This is a genomic window from Streptomyces sp. QH1-20 (assembly GCF_041283565.1).
Classification (GTDB): domain Bacteria; phylum Actinomycetota; class Actinomycetes; order Streptomycetales; family Streptomycetaceae; genus Streptomyces; species Streptomyces syringius.
Window position 1 is genome coordinate 6,199,291 of the sequence record NZ_CP166299.1, and the last position, 22,633, is coordinate 6,221,923.

The 22,633-nt window shown below is 73.8% G+C and carries 17 protein-coding genes and 1 pseudogene; 11 read left to right on the plus strand and 7 right to left on the minus strand.

The features are described from left to right. Nucleotides 1-87: 87 nt before the first annotated feature. From rsgA to AB8O64_RS28110, 3 genes are all read left to right on the plus strand, one after another. The gene (gene rsgA, locus AB8O64_RS28100) at nucleotides 88-1,197 is read left to right on the plus strand and encodes a ribosome small subunit-dependent GTPase A (protein WP_370423987.1); all 1,110 of its coding nucleotides are present in this window, start codon (nucleotides 88-90) and stop codon (nucleotides 1,195-1,197) included. Nucleotides 1,198-1,455: 258 nt separating this feature from the next. Next, nucleotides 1,456-2,928, plus strand: a complete 1,473-nt coding sequence (locus AB8O64_RS28105; protein WP_370423988.1) for a DNA-3-methyladenine glycosylase 2 family protein — start codon at nucleotides 1,456-1,458, stop codon at nucleotides 2,926-2,928. 2 nt (nucleotides 2,929-2,930) lie between these two features. Continuing rightward, nucleotides 2,931-3,425: a methylated-DNA--[protein]-cysteine S-methyltransferase gene (locus AB8O64_RS28110; RefSeq protein ID WP_370422074.1), complete on the plus strand. Its 495-nt coding sequence runs from the start codon at nucleotides 2,931-2,933 to the stop codon at nucleotides 3,423-3,425. Nucleotides 3,426-3,453: 28 nt separating this feature from the next. On the opposite strand, the gene AB8O64_RS28115 is transcribed toward AB8O64_RS28110, so the two are convergent. Next, nucleotides 3,454-3,936, minus strand: coding sequence for a DUF456 domain-containing protein (locus tag AB8O64_RS28115; protein ID WP_370422075.1), 483 nt, complete (start codon nucleotides 3,934-3,936; stop codon nucleotides 3,454-3,456). A gap of 73 nt (nucleotides 3,937-4,009) precedes the next feature. Continuing rightward, a pseudogene (locus AB8O64_RS28120) lies at nucleotides 4,010-4,675 on the minus strand (hypothetical protein); the annotation flags it as partial. A gap of 185 nt (nucleotides 4,676-4,860) precedes the next feature. On the opposite strand from AB8O64_RS28120, the gene AB8O64_RS28125 reads away from it, so the two are divergent. Beyond that, the gene (locus AB8O64_RS28125) at nucleotides 4,861-6,690 is read left to right on the plus strand and encodes a protein phosphatase 2C domain-containing protein (protein WP_370422076.1); all 1,830 of its coding nucleotides are present in this window, start codon (nucleotides 4,861-4,863) and stop codon (nucleotides 6,688-6,690) included. Nucleotides 6,691-6,780: 90 nt separating this feature from the next. After that, on the plus strand, nucleotides 6,781-8,523 hold the full coding sequence (locus AB8O64_RS28130; RefSeq protein ID WP_370422078.1) for a pyruvate dehydrogenase: 1,743 nt from the start codon (nucleotides 6,781-6,783) through the stop codon (nucleotides 8,521-8,523). Nucleotides 8,524-8,543: 20 nt separating this feature from the next. Here the strand turns inward: AB8O64_RS28130 and AB8O64_RS28135 are convergent, their stop codons facing one another. Next, entirely contained in the window at nucleotides 8,544-9,113 is a 570-nt protein-coding gene (locus tag AB8O64_RS28135) for a DinB family protein (protein WP_370422079.1), read from the minus strand. A 278-nt stretch (nucleotides 9,114-9,391) separates the two neighbouring features. Between AB8O64_RS28135 and AB8O64_RS28140 the strand changes: the two genes are divergently transcribed. Further along, complete coding sequence (locus AB8O64_RS28140; RefSeq protein WP_370422080.1) at nucleotides 9,392-9,862, plus strand: ATP-binding protein; 471 nt, start codon at nucleotides 9,392-9,394, stop codon at nucleotides 9,860-9,862. 198 nt (nucleotides 9,863-10,060) lie between these two features. Here the strand turns inward: AB8O64_RS28140 and AB8O64_RS28145 are convergent, their stop codons facing one another. Further along, on the minus strand, nucleotides 10,061-11,128 hold the full coding sequence (locus AB8O64_RS28145) for a DUF2637 domain-containing protein (protein ID WP_130881636.1): 1,068 nt from the start codon (nucleotides 11,126-11,128) through the stop codon (nucleotides 10,061-10,063). A 198-nt stretch (nucleotides 11,129-11,326) separates the two neighbouring features. Beyond that, nucleotides 11,327-12,157 carry a (2Fe-2S)-binding protein gene (locus AB8O64_RS28150; RefSeq protein ID WP_370423989.1) on the minus strand — a complete coding sequence of 277 codons (831 nt, stop codon included), beginning with the start codon at nucleotides 12,155-12,157 and terminating at the stop codon, nucleotides 11,327-11,329. A 191-nt stretch (nucleotides 12,158-12,348) separates the two neighbouring features. On the opposite strand from AB8O64_RS28150, the gene AB8O64_RS28155 reads away from it, so the two are divergent. Then, complete coding sequence (locus AB8O64_RS28155; protein WP_370422082.1) at nucleotides 12,349-13,176, plus strand: GntR family transcriptional regulator; 828 nt, start codon at nucleotides 12,349-12,351, stop codon at nucleotides 13,174-13,176. 110 nt (nucleotides 13,177-13,286) lie between these two features. Here the strand turns inward: AB8O64_RS28155 and AB8O64_RS28160 are convergent, their stop codons facing one another. Beyond that, nucleotides 13,287-14,120, minus strand: coding sequence for a hypothetical protein (locus AB8O64_RS28160; RefSeq protein ID WP_370422083.1), 834 nt, complete (start codon nucleotides 14,118-14,120; stop codon nucleotides 13,287-13,289). 528 nt (nucleotides 14,121-14,648) lie between these two features. Here AB8O64_RS28160 and otr(A) point away from each other — a divergent pair. Beyond that, on the plus strand, nucleotides 14,649-16,625 hold the full coding sequence (gene otr(A), locus AB8O64_RS28165) for a tetracycline resistance ribosomal protection protein Otr(A) (RefSeq protein WP_370422085.1): 1,977 nt from the start codon (nucleotides 14,649-14,651) through the stop codon (nucleotides 16,623-16,625). Between the two features lie 18 nt (nucleotides 16,626-16,643). Here otr(A) and AB8O64_RS28170 read toward each other — a convergent pair whose 3' ends face one another. Beyond that, nucleotides 16,644-18,344: a PucR family transcriptional regulator gene (locus AB8O64_RS28170; protein ID WP_370422086.1), complete on the minus strand. Its 1,701-nt coding sequence runs from the start codon at nucleotides 18,342-18,344 to the stop codon at nucleotides 16,644-16,646. Nucleotides 18,345-18,585: 241 nt separating this feature from the next. Between AB8O64_RS28170 and AB8O64_RS28175 the strand changes: the two genes are divergently transcribed. From AB8O64_RS28175 to pucD, 3 genes are read left to right on the plus strand one after another with little or no spacing between them, the layout of a single operon-like run. After that, a complete protein-coding gene (locus tag AB8O64_RS28175; protein ID WP_370422087.1) occupies nucleotides 18,586-19,473 on the plus strand; it encodes a xanthine dehydrogenase family protein subunit M in 888 nt (295 codons plus the stop codon). Then, nucleotides 19,464-20,045: a (2Fe-2S)-binding protein gene (locus AB8O64_RS28180; RefSeq protein WP_370422089.1), complete on the plus strand. Its 582-nt coding sequence runs from the start codon at nucleotides 19,464-19,466 to the stop codon at nucleotides 20,043-20,045. The genes AB8O64_RS28175 and AB8O64_RS28180 overlap by 10 nt, the downstream gene beginning before the upstream one ends. Nucleotides 20,046-20,047: 2 nt before the next feature. Continuing rightward, on the plus strand, nucleotides 20,048-22,444 hold the full coding sequence (gene pucD / locus AB8O64_RS28185; protein ID WP_370422090.1) for a xanthine dehydrogenase subunit D: 2,397 nt from the start codon (nucleotides 20,048-20,050) through the stop codon (nucleotides 22,442-22,444). Nucleotides 22,445-22,633: the final 189 nt, after the last annotated feature.

Consider the following 22,633-nt stretch of genomic DNA (forward strand, 5'->3'; position numbering starts at 1 on the left):
ACCAGGAGGTGAGGACCGTGATGACTGTCATTGCGACGGGCGTTGCCCGCACTCAGAAGTCGGTTCACACTTCCTCTTTCCTGAAGGATCACTTCCTTGTTCGAGCTCGCTGCGTCACACCCGCTCACCGGCTACGGCTGGGACGAAGGGTTCGCTGACAGCTTCACCCCGTATGCCGCGGAGGGCCTCGCGCCCGGGCGGATCGTTCGCGTCGACCGCGGCCGCTGCGATCTCGTCGTCCCTGACGGCGACGGTGTACGGACGGTCCACGCCGACACGGCCCTCGTCACCACGGGCGACCCCCTGCGCATCATGTGCACCGGCGACTGGGCGGCCGTCGACCTCGCCCAGAGGTTCGTCCGCGCCCTGTTGCCGCGCCGCACGGCCTTCGTGCGCTCCACCTCCTCGCAGCGGTCCGAGGGCCAGATCCTCGCGGCCAACGTCGACCACGCCGTGATCGCCGTCTCCCTCGCCGTCGAGCTGGACCTCGGCCGGATCGAGCGGTTCCTGGCCCTGGCCTGGGAGAGCGGCGCCGCGCCCGTCGTCGTCCTCACCAAGGCCGACCTGGTCACGGAGACGGCCGGGCCGGAGGTGCTCGGCCACCTCGTCGCCGACACGGAGGCGTCGGCGCCCGGCGTGCCGGTCCTGGCGGTCAGCGCCACGACCGGTGAGGGCGTCGACATCCTGGCCGCCGCGCTGGCCGGGGGGACATCGGTGCTCCTCGGCCAGTCCGGTGCCGGCAAGTCCACCCTCGCCAACGCGCTCCTCGGCGAGGACGTCCAGACCGTCCAGGCCGCCCGCGACCGGGACGGCAAGGGCCGCCACACCACGACGACCCGCAATCTGCTGGCGCTGCCCGGCGGCGGCGTCCTGATCGACACCCCGGGCCTGCGGGGCGTCGGCCTCTGGGACGCCGAGGGCGGCGTCGCGCAGACGTTCTCCGAGATCGAGTCCCTGGCGGCCCGCTGCCGCTTCCACGACTGCGGCCACGAGGCGGAACCGGGCTGCGCGGTCCTGGAAGCCCTCGCGACGGGAGAGCTGCGCCAACGCCGCCTGGACAGCTACCGCAAGCTCCTGCGCGAGAACCAGCGCATAGCGGCCCGCACGGACGCCCGCCTGCGCGCGGAGATCCGCCGCGACTGGAAGAAGAAGCAGGCACTGGGGCGCGAAATGATGGCCCGCAAGCGGGGGCGTTAGCCGCTGGGCGAAGCGGGTTCCGGTGCCCGGCGCCGACGAGGGCATCCCCCGAAGGGGGCACGCCCCCGAGGCGCCGGGTCTGCGGCCGGTCCGGGTCTGCGGCCGGTCCGGGCCTGCGGCCGGTCCGGGCCTGCGGCCGGTCCGGGCCTGCGGCCGGGGCCGTAGGCCGTAGGCCCACGCGCCCCCGCCCGGAGGGCCACCGTCGCGTCCGATTTCCGCCAGTCCCGCGGCCTCGCATGGCGCAGACTGGAAGGCGTGATGGACGAAGAGACCAGGTACGAGGCAGTGAGCAGTCGTGATGCCCGCTTCGACGGAGTGTTCTTCTTCGCCGTGGTGACCACCGGCATCTACTGCCGCCCGAGCTGCCCGGCGGTGACCCCGAAGCGGGCGAACGTGCGCTTCTACCCGTCGGCCGCCGCCGCCCAGCGGGCCGGGTTCCGGGCCTGTCGGCGCTGTCGGCCGGACGCCGCGCCCGGGTCGGCCGAGTGGAACGTACGGGCCGACCTGGTCGGGCGCGCGATGCGGCTGATCGGTGACGGTGTCGTCGACCGCGAAGGGGTCGCCGGGCTCGCCGACCGGCTCGGGTACAGTTCCCGGCAGGTGCACCGCCAGCTCACCGAGGAACTGGGCGCCGGCCCCGTCGCCCTCGCCCGGGCCCAGCGGGCCCACACCGCACGGGTCCTGCTGCAGACCACCGACCTGCCGGTCACCCAACTCGCGTTCGCGTCCGGCTTCAGCAGCGTGCGGCAGTTCAACGACACCATCCGCGAGACCTACGCCCGTACCCCGAGCGCGCTGCGCGCCCAGGCGCCCGGCACGCGCGGCCGTGCCGCCGCCGGCATCCCCCTGCGGCTCGCGCACCGGGGCCCGTACGCCGCCCGGGAGATCTTCGACTTCCTCCAGCGGCGCGCCGTCCCCGGCATCGAGGAGACCCTCGGCGCGGTCGGCGCCCGCACCTACCGCCGCACCCTGCGCCTGCCGTACGGCACCGGCATCGCCGAGGTCCACGAACCGCGCCCCGCCGGGCCGCGCCGCGGCCACTGGCTCGACTGCCGCCTCCACCTCACCGACCCCCGGGACCTGTCCACCGCCGTGCAGCGCGTCCGGCGGCTCTTCGACCTCGACGCCGACCCGTACGCCGTCGACGAGCGGCTCGGCGCCGACCCCCACCTGGCGCCCCTCGTCGCCGACCGCCCCGGACTGCGGTCACCCGGGGCGGCGGACGGGGAGGAGCTGGCGGTACGGGCCGTCCTGGGCCAGCAGGTCACCGTGGCCGCCGCCGCACGGCTCGCGGGCACCCTGGTCGCCGCCTACGGCAAACCGCTCGCCGCGCCGGACGGCGGGCTCACCCACGTCTTCCCCGAGCCCGCCACCCTGGCCGACGCCACCCTCGAGGAGCTCGGCATGCCGGACTCCCGGCGACGCGCCCTGCGCACCGTCGCCACCGCCCTCGCGGACGGCCGCGTCCGGCTCGACCCCGGCGTCGACCGGGACGCCACCGAGCGCGCCCTGCTCGATCTGCCCGGTATCGGCCCCTGGACCGCCGGCTACATCCGCATGCGGGCCCTCGGCGACCCCGATGTCTTCCTGGCGGGCGACGCCGGTGCCCGGCACGGGCTCGCCGCCCTCGGCGCACCCGCCGACGCCTGCGACACCTGGCGCCCTTGGCGCTCCTACGCCCTGCACCACCTCTGGAACCACACGCCGCCCCGCGAACCGAAGGACGCCTGACGATGCTCTACACCGAAATCGACAGCCCGCTCGGGCGGCTGCTCCTCACCGGCCGCCCCGCCGCCGGCGCACCCGGCGGCACCGCCCTTCTCTCGCTGTCCGTACCCGGCCAGAAGAACGGTCTCCTCGCGCAGCCGGACTGGCACCGCGACCCCGCCGCCTTCGCCGAGGCCGAACGGCAGCTCACCGCCTACTTCGCGGGCGAGAGCAAGGACTTCACGCTCACGCTCGCCCCCCAGGGCACGGAATTCCGGCAACGCGTCTGGGCCGCCCTGGACGCCGTCCCCTACGGCGCCACCACCAGCTACGGCGAGCTGGCCGCCCGCGTCGGAGCCCCGCGCGCCGCCGTGCGCGCGGTCGGCGGCGCGGTCGGAGCCAACCCGCTGCTCGTGCTGCGCCCCTGCCACCGCGTGATCGGGGCCGACGGCTCGCTCACCGGCTACGCGGGCGGGCTGGACCGCAAGCGCCTGTTGCTGGCCCTCGAAAGCGGGCACTGAGAGCACGGCCCGCACGGGCCCGGCCCCGTCACCCCCGGAGCACCGCCCCGATCCACCCGCCCACGACCAGCAGGCAGGCGAACAGTTCGACGAGCACGCTGGCCCCCAGCGCCCGCATCACCGTCCGCGTCGACGCCCACGCCTCGCCGTGCCCGCCCAGCCGCCGCCGCTCCATCGCGTAGAGCCCGGCGAGAAAGCCCGGCACGGCACCGATCACGGGCAGGACGAAGAAGCCCACGACGCCCGACGCGCCCGCCACCAGGAAGGCGCGCCGCGTGATGCCCGCGCCCCTCGGCCGCCGTGGCGGCAACAGCCAGATGACGGCCCGGTTCAGCAGCAGCACCCCCGTGGCTACGGCCAGGACCGCCCAGGCCGACGCGGACCGCTCGGTCATCGACCACCAGAGCACCCCCGCCCACACGATCGACGGTCCGGGCAGCCCCGGCGTCACGACGCCGAACAGGCCGAGCAGCATCACCAGCCCCACCAGGACCAGCTGCCACGTCCCCATGGACCCAGGTTCCCAAAATGCCGCCGCCAGCGCCCCCGCACTGCACCTGACGTGCGAAGACGCCTGAACCAGCTCAGCCGCGGGCCGTCCAGCCGCGCTCCGCCGCGTGCCAGCCCAGCTGCAAGCGGGTCGTCACCCCCGCCAGCTCCATCAGCCGCTTCACCCGCCGCTGCACCGTCCGCAACCCCAGGCCGAGCTGCTTCGCGACGCTCGCGTCCGTGAGCCCGACCAGCAGCAGGGAGAGGACCTCCAGGTCCACCTCATCGGGCCCGGCAGCCCCGGGCCCGGATATACGGGCCCCAGGCAGATGACCGGCCCTGCCCGGGTCCGCACCGGCCGCCCGGACCGGCAGCGCCTCGTGCCATACGTCCTCGAAGAGGTTCACCAGGGACTCCAGCAGCGCACCACCGTGGACGACCAGCGCGGCGGACTCGGCGGTGTGCGAGGCGAGCGGCAGCAGCGCGATCCGGCGGTCGGCGATGACCAGCTCGGCCGGTACCCGTTCGACGGCCCGCAGCCGCGCGGGTTCGACCCCGCCGAGGACGGCCGTGGCCCCCTCCCGCCCCCGCGCCCCGGCCAACGCGGCCCGCTCCACGACCGCCCGGTGGGGCACCCCGCTCTCCGCACCCGGGGCGCCCCAGGGTCTCCCCGTCAACAGCGCGCACACTTCTTCGCCCGCGCCAAGACGCATCCGCGAAAGTCGCTGTGCGACAGCGCGCGCCCCGGTCACCACCTCCACCGCACCGGGGCCCGCGAGCCGTTCAGCCCCCTGATCCCGGGGCGCCGTCTCCCTCATGGCGTCCAGTCCTATGGCACCGAGCACGCGAACCCCTCCCCAAACCGCGATCCGACTCGGGCCATCATCCCCGGGTGGTGTCCGCCGTGCACTCTTCCCGTAAGCCACACAGTGTGGACAATAAGGGCATGAACCAGCAGGGGGATCGGTACGCCGACCAAGAGGACGCCTGGTGGGGCGAGTTGTACGGCAGGAGCGAACCCGATCCGGGCTCGGCCGCCGAGGACGACAGCCTCGATGATCGATTCATCTCGGCCGCGGCGGTGGTGAGGGCCGAACCGCGGGCGCTGCGAGGCGCCGAGCCACCCGCACCACCCGGCCCGCGCCCGCCCCAACCACCCCGCCGTACCGAGGCGGTGAGCCGATCGGAGCCGGTCAGGCGCTCCGGCCCCGGGAGCCGCCCGGGGCCGGCGGAAGCCGCGAAACCCGTACGCCCGTCCGAACCCGCCCCGCCCGCCCCCGCGCCCCGGCCCCCCGCTCCCCAGGCCTCCGCCCGCCTCACCGATACGTCCGGACCACCGGCCCCCGCCGACGTCACCGGCCCTGAGGCCCCTCCGGACCCGCCCGCCCCGCCCGCCGCGGCGGACTCCGCCGGGCCACCCCCGCAGACCCCACCCGGACGAGGCCTGCTCCCCGTGCCGAAGAGCTGGGGATCGCCCCAGGCCGGCGCCCTGCCGGTGCCGCCCCAACTGCCCTCGCCCGCCCGTCCTTCGAACGCCGGGCCGGACCGGCCGCGCAAGCCCCCGCGCACCGACCCGAGGGCGCAGGTACCGCCACCGCGCCTCCCCCTCCCGCAGAAGCGCTCCGCGCCCGCCGAGCCCCCCGCACGGCCCCTCCCCGCCGCCCCGTCCGCACCACCCGCCCCCGCCGCCCCGCCGGCACCGACGCGGGTGGCGATCGAGCCGGGCCGGACCGCAGGGGAACTCGACGCGGGCAGCGGGCCCGAGCCGACCACCCGGCTGTCCTCCGTCCCCCGCCAGACGGTCCGCACGGCCAACCGCGCGGCCGAATTCGTCGGCCAGGGGCCGCCCACCTACGACGCCGAGCCCACCGCCTGGCCCCCCGCCGCCCCCGGCGCACTGGACGACCTCGTGCCCGACACCGTGGTCGACGGCGCCCGGTACGGCGTGCTGACGCTGCGCGCCCTGTCCCTGCGCGGGGACTCGGCCCGCTACCGCGGCGAACCGCGGCGGGACGCGCTGCTCACCGCCCGCTTCGGGGACGGTGACGACGCCCTGCTGCTGGTCGCCGTCGCGAGCGGCGGACGCGCCGCGGAAGGCTCCCACCGGGCGGCCCGGGACGCCTGCGCGTGGCTGGCCGACGCGGTCGGGCGCAGCCACCCCCGGCTGGTGGAGGACATCCGCCGTGGCCGCCGGGGCGAGCTGAGGTCGGGGCTGCACCGGCTCACCGACCGCTCGTACGGGCGACTGCGCGGCCGGGCGGCCGACCTCGGCCTGCGGCCCGCCGAGTACACCGCCGCCGTGCGCTGTCTGCTGCTGCCCGCCGACGCCCGGTGCCGTACGCGCGTCTTCTTCGGGGTGGGCGCGGGCGGGCTCTTCCGGCTGCGGGAGGGCGCGTGGCAGGACCTGGACCCCGCCCCGCGCGAGGCGGACGGGAACGTCGACCCGATCGTCGGCCGGGGCAGCGGGCCCGCCGACCGGATCACCGTGGACCTCGGCATCGCCACCCCCGGCACCGCCCGGGTCATCGACCCCGTCGAGGTGCCGAGCGAGCCCTTCCGGTTCCGTGCGTCCGTCGCCCGGCCGGGTGATGTCCTGCTGCTGTGCAGCGCGGGCCTCGCCGACCCGATGCGCGGCGAGCCCGCGCTGGGCGACCGGCTCGCCGAACGGTGGACCGGCCAGCGGCCGCCCGGGCTGGCCGCGTTCCTCGCGGACGGACAGCTGCGGGTGAAGGGATACGCCGACGACCGCACCGCGTGCGCGGTCTGGGAGGCATAGCCAGGAGTTCCATGGGTTGATGGGGGCAGGAGCGCACTGTCAGGGGACGCGTGCGGACGTGTCCCGACCCGACCCGAGAGGACCGGCCCGATGGCGAAGCAGACCGTGGCGGAGCAGACGGTGGACATCCTCGTACGAGCCGGGGTGCGGCGGCTCTACGGGGTCGTGGGCGACAGCCTGAACCCCGTCGTGGACGCGATCCGCCGCAACGCCGCCATCGACTGGATCCAGGTCCGCCACGAGGAGGTCGCCGCGTTCGCCGCCGGGGCGGAGGCGCAGCTGACGGGGAAGCTCGCCGCCTGCGCGGGCTCCTGCGGCCCCGGCAATCTGCACCTGATCAACGGCCTCTACGACGCGCACCGCTCGATGGCGCCGGTGCTCGCCCTGGCCTCGCACATCCCGAGCAGCGAGATCGGCACCGGCTTCTTCCAGGAGACCCACCCGGACCAGCTCTTCCGCGAGTGCAGCCACTACTGCGAGCTGATCTCCAACCCGCAGCAGATGCCCCGGGTGCTCCAGACCGCCGTACAGAACGCGATCGGCCAGGGCGGTGTCAGCGTCATCGTCCTGCCGGGCGACATCGCGGACCAGCAGGCCCCCGAGCGCAGCATCGAGCACGCCCTGGTCACCACGCGCCCCACCGTGCGGCCGGGTGACGCGGAGATCGAGGCGCTGGCCCGGATGGTGGACGAGGCGGGCAAGGTGACGCTGTTCTGCGGCAGCGGCACGGCGGGCGCGCACGAAGAGGTGATGCGCTTCGCGGAACGGGTGAAGGCGCCGGTCGGGCACGCGCTGCGCGGCAAGGAATGGATCCAGTACGACAATCCGTACGACGTGGGGATGAGCGGCCTGCTCGGCTACGGCGCCGCCTACGAGGCCACGCACGAGTGCGATCTGCTGATCCTGCTGGGCACCGATTTCCCGTACAACGCCTTCCTTCCCGACGATGTGAAGATCGCCCAGGTCGATGTGCGCCCCCAGCACCTGGGCCGCCGGTCCAAGCTCGACCTCGCGGTGTGGGGCGACGTGCGCGAGACGCTGCGCTGCCTCACCCCGAAGGTGCAGGTCAAGAGCAGCCGCAAGTTCCTCGACAAGATGCTGAAGAAGCACGCCGACGCCCTCGAAGGGGTGGTCAAGGCCTATACGCGCAAGGTCGAGAAGCACACGCCGATCCACCCCGAGTACGTCGCCTCGATCCTCGACGAGGAGGCCGCCGACGACGCGGTCTTCACCGTGGACACCGGGATGAACAACGTCTGGGCCGCCCGCTACCTCACCCCCAACGGCCGTCGCCGTGTGATCGGTTCCTTCACCCATGGATCGATGGCCAACGCCTTGCCGCAGGCGATCGGCGCTCAGTTCCTCGACCGTGACCGGCAGGTCGTCGCCATGTCGGGCGACGGCGGCTTCACCATGCTGATGGGCGACTTCCTCACGCTCGTGCAGTACGACCTTCCGGTGAAGGTCGTACTCTTCAACAACTCCTCCCTCGGCATGGTCGAGCTGGAGATGATGGTCGGCGGACTGCCGGCGTACGGCACCACCAACCACAACCCCGACTTCGCGGCCATCGCCCGGGCGGCGGGAGCACACGGCGTACGGGTCGAGAAGCCCAAGCACGTGCGCGGCGCGCTGCGGGACGCCTTCAAGCACAAGGGCCCCGCACTGGTGGACATCGTCACCGACCCGAACGCCCTGTCCATCCCCCCGAAGATCCGCGCGGAGATGGTCAGTGGCTTCGCGCTCTCCGCAGGCAAGATCGTGCTGGACGGAGGAGTGGGCCGGATGCTGCAGATGGCCCGCTCCAACCTCCGCAATGTGCCGCGGCCTTAGCGGGCCTCCTCGGCAGGGCCCTAGAAGCCGGTGGAGCCGTCTATCCGCTCGCGGAGCAGATCGGCGTGGCCGTTGTGCCGGGCGTACTCCGCGATCAGCTTCACCAGGATCACGCGCAGCGAGACCGGCTCGCCGCTCAGCCGCTCCCGGCCGGTGGCGTCCAGGGAGGGCGCGCCGGCCACGATCTCGCGCGAGCGCTCGCACTCGGCCCGCCACACCGCGAAGGCTTCCTCGACATCGCCGTCCAACGACTCGAAATCCTGGTCCGGGTCGTCGTCCGAGTAGTACAGATGGGGCAGGTCCTCACCGGCGAACTGCATGCGGAACCACCACCGCTCCACCCCGGAAAGGTGGCGGAGAAGGCCGTGCAGGCTCAATCCGGAGGGGGCGACCCCCTTCTCGGAGAGCCGCTCCGGCGGGATGCCGGAACACTTGGCCTCGAACGTCGCCCGGTGCCAGTCGAGGAAGGCGGTCAGCACCTCGCGCTCCCCGCCGACGCGAGGGAGCTGGGCCCGGTCCGCGCCCGACCAGGGCTGGGAGTAGGCGGCGGTCGGCAGCTGGGCCGGGGTCTTCGTCGGAATCTCGGTCATGCGGGGAGTGTGGCATGGGGCACTGACAATCGGTCCGGTGATCGCGGGCACCACCGGGGCGGCTATTCACACCGTTCGCAGACACTCCCGTATTCCAGTCATATAACCCTGTTGATGCGTCAACAGGCGTCGTTCCCTTACGAGTGGGGCATGCATTGCCGTGAGCGTGTTCGATCCGGGACGCCGGGGAGGGGTCGGGGCGGCGAGGGATGAAACGGCGAACTGCGAACTGGGTGGCCGCGGAGAGCGACGCGGGTCGGGAAGGGGCCGCGGACGGCATGACGTCGGACGGGGAGGGGGACGGAAAAGGGGATTCCGGGCCTTGCTGGGAAAGACGGCTCCGGCAAAAGGATCTGACGGCGGTCGCTGACGTACGGGCCGCCCTGCGCGAACTGCTGGCGCGGTGGGGGGCTCCGGGGCGGGCGGACACGGCCCGGCTCCTGGCGAGCGAGCTCGTCACCAACGCCCTGGTGCACACCGACGGCGGGGCGGTGGTCACCGTCACGCTGGACGGTGGTGATGCCGCCGAGGTCAAAGGGCGACTGCGGGTGGAGGTGCGGGACTTCGTCGCGCGGCACCCGACCCTGCACCGGGCCGGACCGGACGGTGATCCGGAGTCCGTCATAGCCGGTGCCGCCACCTCGGGCCGCGGGCTGTTGCTGGTGCACTCCCTGGCGGACGCGTGGGGCGTACGGGCCCATGCTGTCGGCAAGTCCGTGTGGTTCGAGCTGGAGGCCCAGGAGCCATGACGGCCGACGGCGCGGCCGTGGCGGGTGGTTCGGTCTGTGACCGCTCCGAGTGGGGCCGGTCCAAGGCCAGTTGACGCCTGCGAAGGCGCGGTGACCCGTGGTCACCGTGTCGGTACCAGTCGGGCGGCCGGGTAGTATGGGTGCGGTTCGCCACGCGCGCCCCGGGCCGCGCGGCGGCCCAGGGCGGCCGGTTGTCAGTCAGCCGAACTGACGCTCGATCTGGGCGAGTTTGGCCTCCAGCGAGTCGAGTCGCGGGATGGCCTGGGTGTCGTCCTCCGCGGTGAGGTCGATCGGCTCAGGACCGCCGCCGACCGCCTGAAGTGGACGGGAACGAACGGGAAGGTGTCCCTGCTCGACTATGGAAGGCTCCGAACCGATCTGTGCGGGCTGCGCGGCGGCGGGTACGGCGGCCGGTCCCGAGGGCCCGGGCGGACGTACGTCCACTTGCTGGCCGCCGCGGCCGAGGCCCCACGCCCGGTGCTGCCGGTTGTAGGCCTTGAGACGGGCCCGCTCCAGCCTGCCCGCCTCCCGCTGGCGGATGCGGTGCTGTTCCCGCTGCCGTTTGTCCTCGCGGACCTCCTCGACGGCTTCGTCCAGCGTCCGTACGCCCTCGAGCAGCATCAGCGACCAGGCGCCGAAGGTCTCCCGCGGAGCCCGCAGCCACCGCACTATGCGGATCTGCGGCAACGGGCGGGGCACCAGGCCCTGTTCACGCAGCGCGGCCCGGCGGGTCTGTTTGAGCGCGCGGTCGAAGAGCACCGCCGCCGACAGCGACATCCCCGCGAAGAACTGCGGGGCGCCCGCGTGGTCTATCCCGCGCGGCGCGTGCACCCAGTTGAACCAGGCGGCGGCGCCGGCGAACGTCCACACCAGCAGCCGCGAGCCGAGGGCCGCGTCGCCGTGGCTGGCCTCGCGGACGGCGAGGACGGAGCAGAACATCGCCGCGCCGTCGAGGCCGAAGGGGACCAGGTACTCCCAGCCGTCCGTCAGGCCCAGGTTCTGCTGTCCGAAGCCGACCAGGCCGTGGAAGGAGAGCGCGGCGGCGACGGCGGCACAGCAGAAGAGGAGTACGTACGAGGCGATGCCGTAGACGGTCTCCTTGCGGCGCCTGCGCTCCTCGGTGCGTTCCCAGGAATCCGTGGTGCCCGCCGCGTCCTCCGGGCTGCCCCGCCGCCCGCGCGTGAGCACCGCCACCGCCACCAGGGCCCCCGTGAGCGCCACCCCACAGGGCAGCACCCAATTCAGCGGTATGTCGGTCACTCTCATCTTGCTTCCCTTGCTTTGCGGTACTGCGTTTCGCGCGCCATCCTGTCGGAATCGGACCGTTCGCCCAAGGGTTTTGGAGCAAGTGAACGCCAATGGAGGCCAAGGGAATACGGATAGGTGCGAAGTAGGTCGAACATCGTTCAGGTGACCGGGAATTGTGTTCCCGTCAAACCACTCGACCGGGTGGAATGAAGCCCATCAGCTTGCGGAAAGTCGATCGATTCGGTCCGCATCGCAGGTGCGTGGACAGGTGAGACAGGTGTCGTCGGGGCGCAGGGTGTAGAAGAAGCAGCAACTCACCCGGTCCCGGGTCGGCAGCGTCCCCGCCCCGTGGGCTCTCGGCACGGTCAGCTCACGGAAGTCCGAGCCGCCGACGTAGGGCGCCGTGGCCCCCGGCAGGAGCAGGGCCAGCTCCCGCAGCGCCCGCTGTTCCTCGCCGAGCAGCCGGCCCAGATGCCAGAGCCCCTCGGTCACCTCGTCGGTCGCCATGCCCCACAGGGCGCGCGGCCCGCGCCGCATGCGCGGCCGGAAGCCGTCCAGTACCGGTGCCAGGTGCTCGGCGACGGCCGCCCGCACCTCCGCGCGCAGCGCTTCCTCGTCGGGAACGACCCGGGCGCCCGGGTCGGTGGCGGCCGGGTCGTCCGGCAGGCAGGCGAAGTGGGTGACGTCGGCCGTCATCCGCCCCAGCACCCGGTGGAAGGAGACGGCGTCGACCGGCAGTCGCGGCACGCGGCGCCGCAGGAACCAGGGGACGGTGACGAGCAGGCAGACCGGCCAGGCGTAGCGGTGCAGGCCGAAGCCGGCCACCACGTCCGGGCGGGCGGGCTGCCCGTAGTCGCGCCGGATCTGTTCGTCGTCCCACGCGAGGTAGGCGTCGAGGTCCGCGCCGCCCGCCGCGAGCCCGGCGGCCGTGACCCAGCCGTCGCCGTGGCGCGGGGCCTCCGTCAGGACGGTCAGGGAGGGGAAGACCTCGGTCAGGCGGGCGTACGCGTCGGCCATGGGGGAGACCCCGGCGAGCCCGGCGTCCATGGACGGGGAAGGGGCGGGGACAAGGGAGGAGAGGGAGTCGCGCGGAGGCGGGGCGGCCGGGGCGGGGTGCATGCGGGGACCACCGAATCGCGATCGATGTCAGGTAAGCCTTACCTTACCGGTAATCGTTCGGGGTTTGAACTGTCGCAGGTGCCGCCTATGGTTCGTTATGGACACCCAGGAGGACCCCCATGGAGCAGGGCAGACCCCGTACCGCGGCGCCGCTGACGGGCGCCGGTGTGCCGGCGCAGGCCGGGCCCGCACGCGGTGAGCACGTCCACGACGAGCGGGAGCACGGCTACGGCCACCCGGTGCCCGGCGCCCGCCGGGACACCACCCGGCCGGAGCGGCCCGAGCGCACCGAGGAGCCCGCGCGGGGCGAGCGCCCCGCGCGCAGGATGCCGCAGCGCTATTCCGTCCGGGGCCAGGTGCTCGACGCGCTGCGCAAGGCGCTGGTCAGCGGTGAGCTGATCCCCGGCGAGGTCTACTCCGGCCCCGCGCTCGGCGAGCGCTTCGGGGTGTCCGCGACGCCCGTGCGGGAAGCCATGCAGCAGCTCGTGCTCGAAGGCGCGGTCGAGGTCGTGCCCAACCGCGGCTTCCGGGTCGCCAGCCGCACCGCGCGCGATCTCGCCGAGCTCGCCGAGGTACGGACCCTCCTCGAACTCCCCGCCATGCTGCGGCTCGCCCGCACGCTCCCGGCGCGGACCTGGTCCGAGCTGCTGCCACTGGCCGAGACCGCCGCCGCCGTGGCGGCGAGCGGCGACCGCGCCGGCTACGCCGAGGCGGACCGGGCCTTCCACCGGGCCCTCCTCGGCCTCACGGGCAACCGCCAGCTGGTCATGGTCGCCGACGAACTGCACCGCCGCGCCCAGTGGCCGACCCCCCACGGCCCGGTGCGCCGCACCGCCGACCTCGTCGCCGACGCGGCCGAGCACCTGACCCTCCTCGACGCCCTCGCCGCGCAGGACCTCGCCGGCGTCGAGTCCTTGATGACGCGGCACTTCACCGGCGCGGCCTGACCGGGCTGCTGTGTCTTGTCCTCAAGCGCCGGACAGGCTGACATCAGCCCGTCCGGCGCTTGAGGACACCGCGGCGCAGCGGAGGTGCACCCGCCACCGCGGCGAGAGGCCTAGACGGCCGGGTCCGGGCCGGCCTGGGGCGGTACGGTCGCGGCCCGCGGGGACGTGAGGCGGTCCGCCAGCCAGGCCGGGACGCCGCCGAGGAGGTGGACCAGCCGGGTGGCCTCCGCGCGCAGCCGGTCCGCCTCGCCCGCGTCGGGGACCACCGCGGCCAGGGACGCCAACGCCGGTGCGATGCCGATCAGATAGCCCAACTCCTCCCGGATGCGCAGCGATTCGGCGAAGCCGTGCCGTGCCTCGGTGAGCTTGCCGTCGTGCTCGGCCATGGCCGCCACATGCCGCCAGGTGAAGGAGAGCAGCAGCCGGTGACCGTGCGCGGTCGCCCCCGCGTGGGCCCGCTGGAAGGCGGCCGTGGCGTCCGACGGGTTGTCGGACAGATGCTGGGCGATGAGTCCCCGGCGGAAGTCCAGCTGCGGGCGGGTCGGCGAGCCGGGCCCGAGCAGCGCGGCCGCCCGGCCCAGCGCGGCGCGTGCCTCGTCGGCCCGGTCGCGTACCCCCAAAAGGGTGGACGCGTACGCGAGATGACCCCGCTCGCAGGCCGCCGCCCCGCGTTCCTCGTCGTCCGTGGCCAGGGCTTCCGCCGACCGCAGCGCGTCCTCGGCGTCTCCCCACCCCCGCGCCGTGAACACGCACCGCTCGATCAGCACCGCCGTGCGCCGCAGCGCCACCCCCGCCTCCGCCGCGGCGCGCGGGGCGAGGAGCGCGGCGGCGTCCTCCCAGCAGGCGCGCGACCGCAGCCGCCACACGGCTCGTTCGAGTGGATCGTTCCCTTGTGGATCCGGTCCTTGTGGTCCCCATGGCTCCGACAACCCAGAATTCCGCATGGCGGTATCCGCCACAGTGCCCTCCCCAAGCGCGCCGTCGAGCTGGAAGCCGTGCCCGCATCTCAGCACGCGGACCCGGGCGCGGCCAAGGGTCAGGTGTGAACCAGTTCACAAACCCGTGGACGGTCCACGGCCGTCCTGCGCCCTCGCGCGGCGGCCGAAGTCCGTTGCGTCCGAAGAGGGTTGTCGCACCCTCGTGTCCCGCGCCTCCCTGCGGTAGCGGCAGATTACCGAAGAGATCGCAGGCCATAGCCCCGTCGTGGGTGCGGCGGCGGGGTGTTCGAATGCCGGGCGGACAGCCGACGGCGGCTGCGTCGGCGGGCATCCGCCGCCGGGGTGGGTTCCGGCCGGGCCGGACGGAAAATGCCTCGATTCCGGTGTCGTGCCGCTGGCAGGATGACGGCGCGCCGCCGCACAGCATGCCGGCGGCGTCCCACCGCACACGACACGGGAGTCACTACATGCGCCGAAGCCTCGGAAACCCCCAGCGCCCTGACCGGACGACTGTTCCCGAGGACTTCTCCGCCCATGCGTACTCCGCAGCACCGCACGCTCAACATCGGCATCCTGGCGCACGTCGACGCCGGTAAGACCAGTCTCACCGAGCGCCTGCTGTTCGACACCGGCGCCATCGACCGGCTCGGCAGTGTCGACGCAGGCAGCACCCGCACCGACACCGGCGAGCTCGAACGCCGCCGCGGCATCACCATCCGCACCGCCGTCGCCCCCTTCGCCCTCGGCGATCTACGGGTCAACCTCATCGACACCCCCGGCCACAGCGACTTCATCGCCGAGGTGGAGCGCGCCCTCGGCGTGCTCGACGGCGCGGTGCTCGTGCTGTCCGCCGTGGAGGGCGTGCAGGCGCAGACGCGCGTGCTGATGAAGACCCTGCGACGGTTGCGGCTGCCGACGCTGGTGTTCGTCAACAAGACCGACCGCGCGGGCGCCCGCGCCGCTGGGCTGCTGGCCGACGTCCGCCACCGGCTCACCCCGCACATCGTCCCCATGGGCACGGTCCGCGACCTCGGCACGCCCGCCGCCCGCACGATCCCGGGCTCGCTCACCGACCCGGACTTCCGTGAGCTGGTGGCGGAAGCCCTGGCCGAGGGCGACGACGCGCTCCTCGCGGACCTCGTCGCCGGGCGCGTCCCCACCGCGCGCGAGCTGGCGTCCGCCCTGGCCGACCGCACCGGGCGCGGCCTGGCGTCCCCGGTCTTCTTCGGCTCGGCGCTGTCCGGCCAGGGCGTCGCCGCGCTGCTCGACGGCATCGCGTCCCTGCTGCCGCCCGCGCCCGCAGTCGACCGGAGCGCCGGGGCGAGCGGCACGGTGTTCGCCGTCGAGCGCGGCGCGGGCGGGGAGAAGACCGCGTATCTGCGGCTGTTCGCGGGCGAGCTGTCCGAGCGGGAGCGCGTCACCCTGCGCCGGCGGGAGGCGGACGGGACGCCGGGGGAGCACACCGGCCGGATCACCGCACTGGAGGTCGTCGGAGCCCCGGCCGCGGAGCCGCTCACCGCGGGCGGCATCGCACGGATCCGGGGCCTGCCGCGGGTCCGCGTCGGGGACCGGCTCGGGGCCGTGCCCCCAGGGGACGCGGAGCCGCACTTCGCGCCGCCGAGCCTGGAGACCGTCGTCCGGCCCGTCCGCCCGGGCGACGCCGCCCGGCTGCACTCCGCGCTGACCGCCCTCGCCGACCAGGATCCGCTGATCGGCACCCGCGCCCTGCCGGGCGGTGGCACCTCGGTGCTGCTCTACGGCGAGGTGCAGAAGGAGATCGTCGCGGCGACGCTGAGCACGGAGTTCGGTGTCGACGCCCTGTTCGAGCCGAGCCGCGCGGTGTACCGGGAGCGGCCGGCGGGGACCGGGGAGGCGCAGGAGGAGATCGACCGGCACGGCGGCCATGTCTTCTGGGCCACGGTCGGGCTGCGCGTCGCGCCGGGCGCGCCGGGCTCGGGCACGGCGTTCCGCCGCGACACCGAGCTCGGTGCCCTGCCGCTCGCCTTCGACCGTGCCATCGAGGAGACGGTCACCCGCACCCTCACCCAGGGGCTGCACGGCTGGCAGGTCACCGACTGCGTCGTCACCCTGACCCGCTCCGGCTTCATCGGCCCCGTGAGCACCGCCGCCGACTTCCGCTCCCTGACCCCGCTGGTCCTGATGCGCGCCCTCGCGGCGGCCGGCACCCGGGTGTACGAACCGTGCCTCGCCTATGAACTGGAGCTGCCGCTCGATACCTTGAGCGCGGTGACGGCCGTGCTGGCCGCGGTCGGGGCGGAGATCCGTGCCACCTCGGGCGGCACGGACTCATGGCTGGTGACGGGCGTCGTCCCGGCGGCCCGCGCGGCCGAGGTCGAACGCCGCCTGCCGGCCCTCACCCGGGGCGAGGCCACCTGGTGGACGGCCCCCACCACCGACCGCCCCCACCCGGGTGAACCCCCGGCGCGCCCTCGCACCGGTGCCGACCCCCTCAACAGGGCGGAGTACCTGCGGCACCTCGGCCGGGTGTGACGGCCGTGCCGAGGCGCGTCAGCTCATCCGCAGGGCCAGGAAGAAGTCCAGCTTGTCCTCCAGGCGCGACAGATCGCGGCCCGTCAGTTGCTCGATCCGGCCCACCCGGTAGCGCAGGGTGTTCACATGCAGGTGCAGACGCGTCGCGCAGCGGGTCCAGGAACCGTCGCAGTCGAGGAACGCCTCCAGGGTGGGGATCAGCTCGGCCCGGTGACGGCGGTCGTAGTCGCGCAGCGGGTCCAGCAGGCGGGCGGTGAAGGCGCGGCGGACGTCGTCGGGGACGAAGGGGAGGAGCAGGACGTGGGAGGCCAGCTCCTGGTGGCCCGCGGCGCAGACGCGGCCGGGGCGGGCCGCCGCCACGCGGCGGGCGTGACGGGCCTCCTCCAGGGCGCCGCGCAGCCCCTCCGCGGAGTGCACGGCCGCGCTGACGCCCAGCGTCAGCCGGCCGTCGTCGGCCAGGCCCCGGGAGAGGGGCTCGCGGACGGCGGCGAGGAGCGCGTCGGCGTGCAGACCGGTGACGTCCGCCGCGCCCTCCGCGTCGGCGCCCGAGGGCACGGAGGACACGGGGGACACCGAGGGGACCGAGGGAAGCGGCACCAGGGCGACCGCCTCGTCACCCGTGTGGGCGACGGCGATGCGGTCGGAGGGGTCGGGGCCGATGGCGTCGGGGTCGACCAGCATCTCCTCCAGCAGGGCCTGGGCGACCGGTCCGCCGGGGATGTCGCCGCCTTCCCACTCGACCCGGGCCACGACGATCTGCCAGTGCGGGGCCGTGCCCAGCCCGGGCAGCAGCACCGGCGCGGCCACCCGCAGCCGGGCCGCGATCTCCGCCGGGGCGGCACCCGTCTGGACCAGTTCGAGCACTTCCTGCGCGAGCCGGCGCCGTACCGTACGGGCCGCCTCCCGCCGGTCGCGCTCGACGGCGATCAGCTGGGTGACGCCGTGCAGCAGGTCCAGCCGCTCATCCGGCCAGTCCCCGGCGTCCGCCTCGACGGCCAGCAGCCAGTCGGAGAGGACCGTCTCGCGCAGATCACGGCCACTGCTGCGAATGGGGAACAGCGAGTACGTGGCACCGGCGGCGGTGATGCGGTGCGGGCCGCGCCGGCCCGTGCGCGAGGCGGCCAGGTGCTCGCCCGCGAGGGTGGCGCTGACCGCGGCGGGCAGCGCGGGCCCGGCCCCCGCCAGCGAGGAGCCCGCGATGGGGCGGCCGGTGGGGGAGAGGACCCACGCCCGCAGGTCCAGGTCGGAGCCGAGCAGGTCGAGGACGACCTCGGGGCCGCCGCCCGCCGGGCCCGCCGTCATCAGCCGGCGGTGCCGGTCCACGACCGCCGCCAGATCACCGGCCCGCTCGCCGGAGACCTGCCGCACGACGTGCTCGGTGATGGACGCGAAGGACACGTCCTCGTCCACGGAGAACAGCGGCATCCGGTGCCGCGCGCAGGCCAGCACCAGGTCGTCGGGGGTGGAGGCCATTTCCGCCTCGCCCGCCGCGAGCCCCGCCACCCCGGCCGCCGCCAGGATCCGGACGAACCGCTCGGAGTCCTCCGGCTCGCGCCGCCAGGCCAGCCCGGTGAGCACCAGCTCGCCGCCGGACAGATACCGGCTCGGGTCCCGCAGGTCGGTGGTCATCACGCCGCGCACGGTGCGGTCCAGCTCGTCCTCGCCGCCGAGCAGCCGAAGGCCCAGCGCATCCGTCTCCAGCAGTGCGCGCAGCCGCATCGTGGTCGCCGCCGATCTGTCTTGTTGTATCCAGTGGAATGCCGTGAGGTTTCCGAACCCCGTCTTTCGTTCGAATCTACAAGACATGGGCCACGGCCAGCCAACCGCTTCATGGTTTCGGTGACTGCACCCGGGCCCCCGCACCTCTGTGTACTTGGCCCACTCCGCGTGAACAGGACATGAATTGCTCCCCAGCGCCACCCCCCTCGCAGCGCCCTCGAGACTCGAGAAGAGAACATCCATGGACTTCCTGCGCCCTGCCAGCTGGGAGGAGGCTCTCGCCGCGAAGGCGGAGCACCCCACGGCTGTGCCCATCGCGGGTGGCACGGACGTGATGGTCGAGATCAACTTCGACCACCGCCGGCCGGAGTACCTGCTGGATCTCAACCGCATCGGCGAACTCTACGAATGGCAGGTCGGCGACCGCGACGTCCGTCTCGGCGCCGCCGTGCCCTACGCACAGATCATGGACCACCTGCGCGCGGAGCTGCCCGGCCTCGCGCTCGCCTCGCACACCGTCGGCTCCCCGCAGATCCGCAACCGCGGCAGCGTCGGCGGCAACCTCGGTGCCGCCTCCCCGGCGGGCGACGCGCACCCCGCGCTGCTGGCCGCGGGCGCCGACGTCGAGGTGGCGTCCGTGCGCGGCACCCGTCTCGTCCCGGTCGAGGACTTCTACACCGGGGTCAAGCGCAACGCACTGGAGCCCGACGAACTGATCCGGGCCGTACGTATCCGCAAGGCCGACGGACCGCAGGCCTTCTCCAAGGTCGGCACCCGCAACGCCATGGTCATCGCCGTCTGCGCCTTCGGCCTCGCCCTGCACCCCGAGACCCGCACGGTCAGGACCGGCATCGGCTCGGCCGCGCCCACACCCGTCCGGGCCCGGGCGGCGGAGGACTTCCTCCAGGCGGCGCTCGCCGAGGGCGGCTTCTGGGACTCCGGACGGATCATCACCCCGTCCGTCGCCCGGCAGTTCGCCCAACTCGCCGCCGGCGCCTGCAACCCGATCGACGACGTGCGCGGCAGCGCCGAGTACCGCAGGCACGCGGTGGCCGTCATGGCCCGCCGCACCCTCGGCTGGACCTGGGACGCGTACCGTGGAAACGAGAGGAGCGCATCATGCGCGTGAATTTCACGGTCAACGGCCGGCCGCAGGAGGCCGACGACGTCTGGGAGGGCGAGAGCCTCCTGTACGTCCTGCGCGAGCGGCTGGGCCTGCCGGGCTCCAAGAACGCCTGCGAGCAGGGCGAGTGCGGGTCCTGTACGGTCCGCCTCGACGGTCTCCCGGTCTGTGCGTGTCTGGTGGCGGCCGGGCAGGTGGAGGGCCGCGTCGTCGACACCGTCGAAGGGCTCGCCGGCTACGCCGAGCGGCGCTCGGCAGGGGACCGGGAGGGCACCGCACAGGGCACGAGCCTCGACGAGGACCGGCGCTGGCAGGCCCGGCCGCCGGGCGCGCGCACCGCCGAACTCTCGCCCGTACAGCAGGCCTTCATCGACGCGGGCGCGGTCCAGTGCGGGTTCTGCACCCCGGGTCTCCTCGTCGCCGCCGACGAACTGCTGGAGCGCAACGCCGAGCCCTCCGACGCCGACATCCGCGAGGCCCTCTCGGGCAATCTGTGCCGCTGCACCGGCTACGAGAAGATCCTCGACGCGGTACGCCTCGCGGCGGCCCGCGCCGACCGCACCGAAGAGGCGGTCTGAGGATGTCCGTCACGCGCACCCCCACCAGCCTCACCCAGGGCAGCCGCACCAAAGGCGGCATCGGCGAGTCCACCCTCCGCCCCGACGGCACCCTCAAGGTGACCGGCGAGTTCGCCTACGCCTCCGACCTGTGGCACGAGGACATGCTCTGGGGCTTCACCCTCCGCAGCCCCCACGCCCACGCGCGGATCGTCTCCGTCGACATCGCCGAAGCGCTCGCCACCGCCGGTGTCGAGACCGTCATGACCCACGCCGACCTGCCCGCCGAGACCCGCTACGGACTGGAGATCAAGGACACCCCCGTCCTCGCCGACGGTGTCGTCCGCTACCACGGCGAGCCCGTCGCCCTCGTCGCCGCCGACCACCCCGAGACCGCACGCCGCGCCGCCGCCAAGATCAAGGTCGAGTACGCCGAACTCCCCGTCGTCGCCGACGAGGAGAGCGCCACCGGCCCCGGCGCCCCGCTGCTCCACCCCGGCCGCGACGACGACCACGCCCGTCATGTCCCGCATCCCAACATCGTCCACCGGCAGCCCATCGTCCGCGGCGACGTCGCCGCCGCGAAGGCCCGCGCGGACGTCGTCGTCTCCGGCGACTACGAGGTGGGCATGCAGGACCAGGCGTTCCTGGGGCCCGAGTCCGGGCTCGCCGTGCCCGCCGAGGACGGCGGCGTCGACCTCTACATCGCCACCCAGTGGCTGCACGCCGACCTCCGTCAACTCGCCCCCGTCCTCGGCCTGCCCGAGGACAAGGTGCGGATGACGCTCTCCGGCGTCGGCGGCGCCTTCGGCGGCCGCGAGGACCTGTCCATGCAGGCCCACGCGTGTCTGCTCGCGCTGCGCACCGGCAAACCCGTCAAGATCGTCTACAACCGCTTCGAGTCCTTCTTCGGCCACGTCCACCGCCACCCCGCCAAGCTCCACTACGAGCACGGGGCGACCAGGGACGGCAAGCTCCTCTACATGACCTGCCGCATCGTGCTGGACGGCGGCGCGTACGCCTCCTCCTCCCCGGCCGTCGTCGGCAACGCCTCCTCGCTCTCCGCCGGCCCGTACGTCGTGGACAACGTCGACATCGAAGCCATAGCGCTCTACACCAACAACCCGCCCTGCGGCGCGATGCGCGGCTTCGGGGCGGTCCAGGCGTGCTTCGCCTACGAGGCACAGATGGACAAGCTCGCCGCCGAACTGGGCCTGGACCCCGTCGAGTTCCGCCGCCGCAACGCCATGGAACAAGGCGCGGTCATGCCCACCGGCCAGATCGTCGACTCCCCGGCCCCGGTCGCCGAACTGCTGCGCCGGGTCAAGGCGATGCCGCTGCCACCGGAGCGGCAGTGGCTCAGCGCGGGCTCCGCGGACAGCCCGGCCGGCTCCGTCGATGTACGGGCGCTGCCCGGCGGGCTGTCCAACACCACGCACGGCGAGGGCGTCGTCCGGGGTGTCGGCTACGCCGTCGGGATAAAGAACGTCGGCTTCTCGGAGGGCTTCGACGACTACTCCACCGCCCGGGTCCGTCTGGAGGTCGTCGCGGGCCAGCCCGTCGCGGTCGTGCACACCGCGATGGCCGAGGTCGGCCAGGGCGGCGTCACTGTGCACGCCCAGATCGCCCGTACCGAACTGGGCGTCAGCCAGGTGACCATCCAGCCGGCCGACACCCGTGTCGGCTCGGCGGGCTCCACCTCCGCCTCCCGCCAGACGTATGTGACCGGTGGCGCGGTCAAACACGCCTGCGAGGCGGTGCGGGCCGGTGCCCTGGAACTGGGCAGGGCCAAATTCGGCACGTACCACCCGGCGTGGGCCTCCGCCGAACTCCTCCTGGAGGGCGGCAAGGTCGTCACCGACGGCGGCGAGGTCCTCGCCGACCTCGTCGACGTCCTCGGGGACGAGGCCGTCGACATCGAGCTCGAGTGGCGCCACCGCCCCACTCAGCCCTTCGACCTGGTCACCGGCCAGGGTTTCGGTCATGTGCAGTACTCGTTCGCCGCCCACCGCGCGGTCGTCGAGGTCGACACCGAGCTGGGCCTGGTCAAGGTCGTCGAGCTGGCCTGCGCCCAGGACGTCGGGAAGGCGCTCAACCCGCAGTCCGTCGTCGGCCAGATCCAGGGCGGCACCACCCAGGGCCTCGGCCTCGCGGTCATGGAGGAGATCGTCGTCTCGAAGGACGGAAAGGTGCGCAACCCCTCCTTCACCGACTATCTGATCCCCACCATCCTCGACACTCCGACCATCCCGGTCGACATGCTCGAACTGGCCGACGACCACGCCCCCTACGGGCTGCGCGGAGTCGGCGAGGCGCCCACCCTGTCCTCGACGCCTGCCGTCGTCTCCGCGATCCGCGCGGCGACGGGCCTGGCGCTGAACCGGGTCCCGGTACGTCCCGAACACCTCACCGGGACCTGACACATCCGCCGTGCCCGCCGCACATCGGTGTGCGGCGGGCACGGCACCTCTCGACCAGCACCTCCACCGCCTCGGCCCCGCGCCCCCCGGGGGCCGCCGCGGTGTCCCGTTCGTCTCGGGCCGTCCCCCGGGTCGTGCAGCCATGAACATCCCAAATCCCGTGATCGCCCCTTGGGCCTTCAGCGGGTG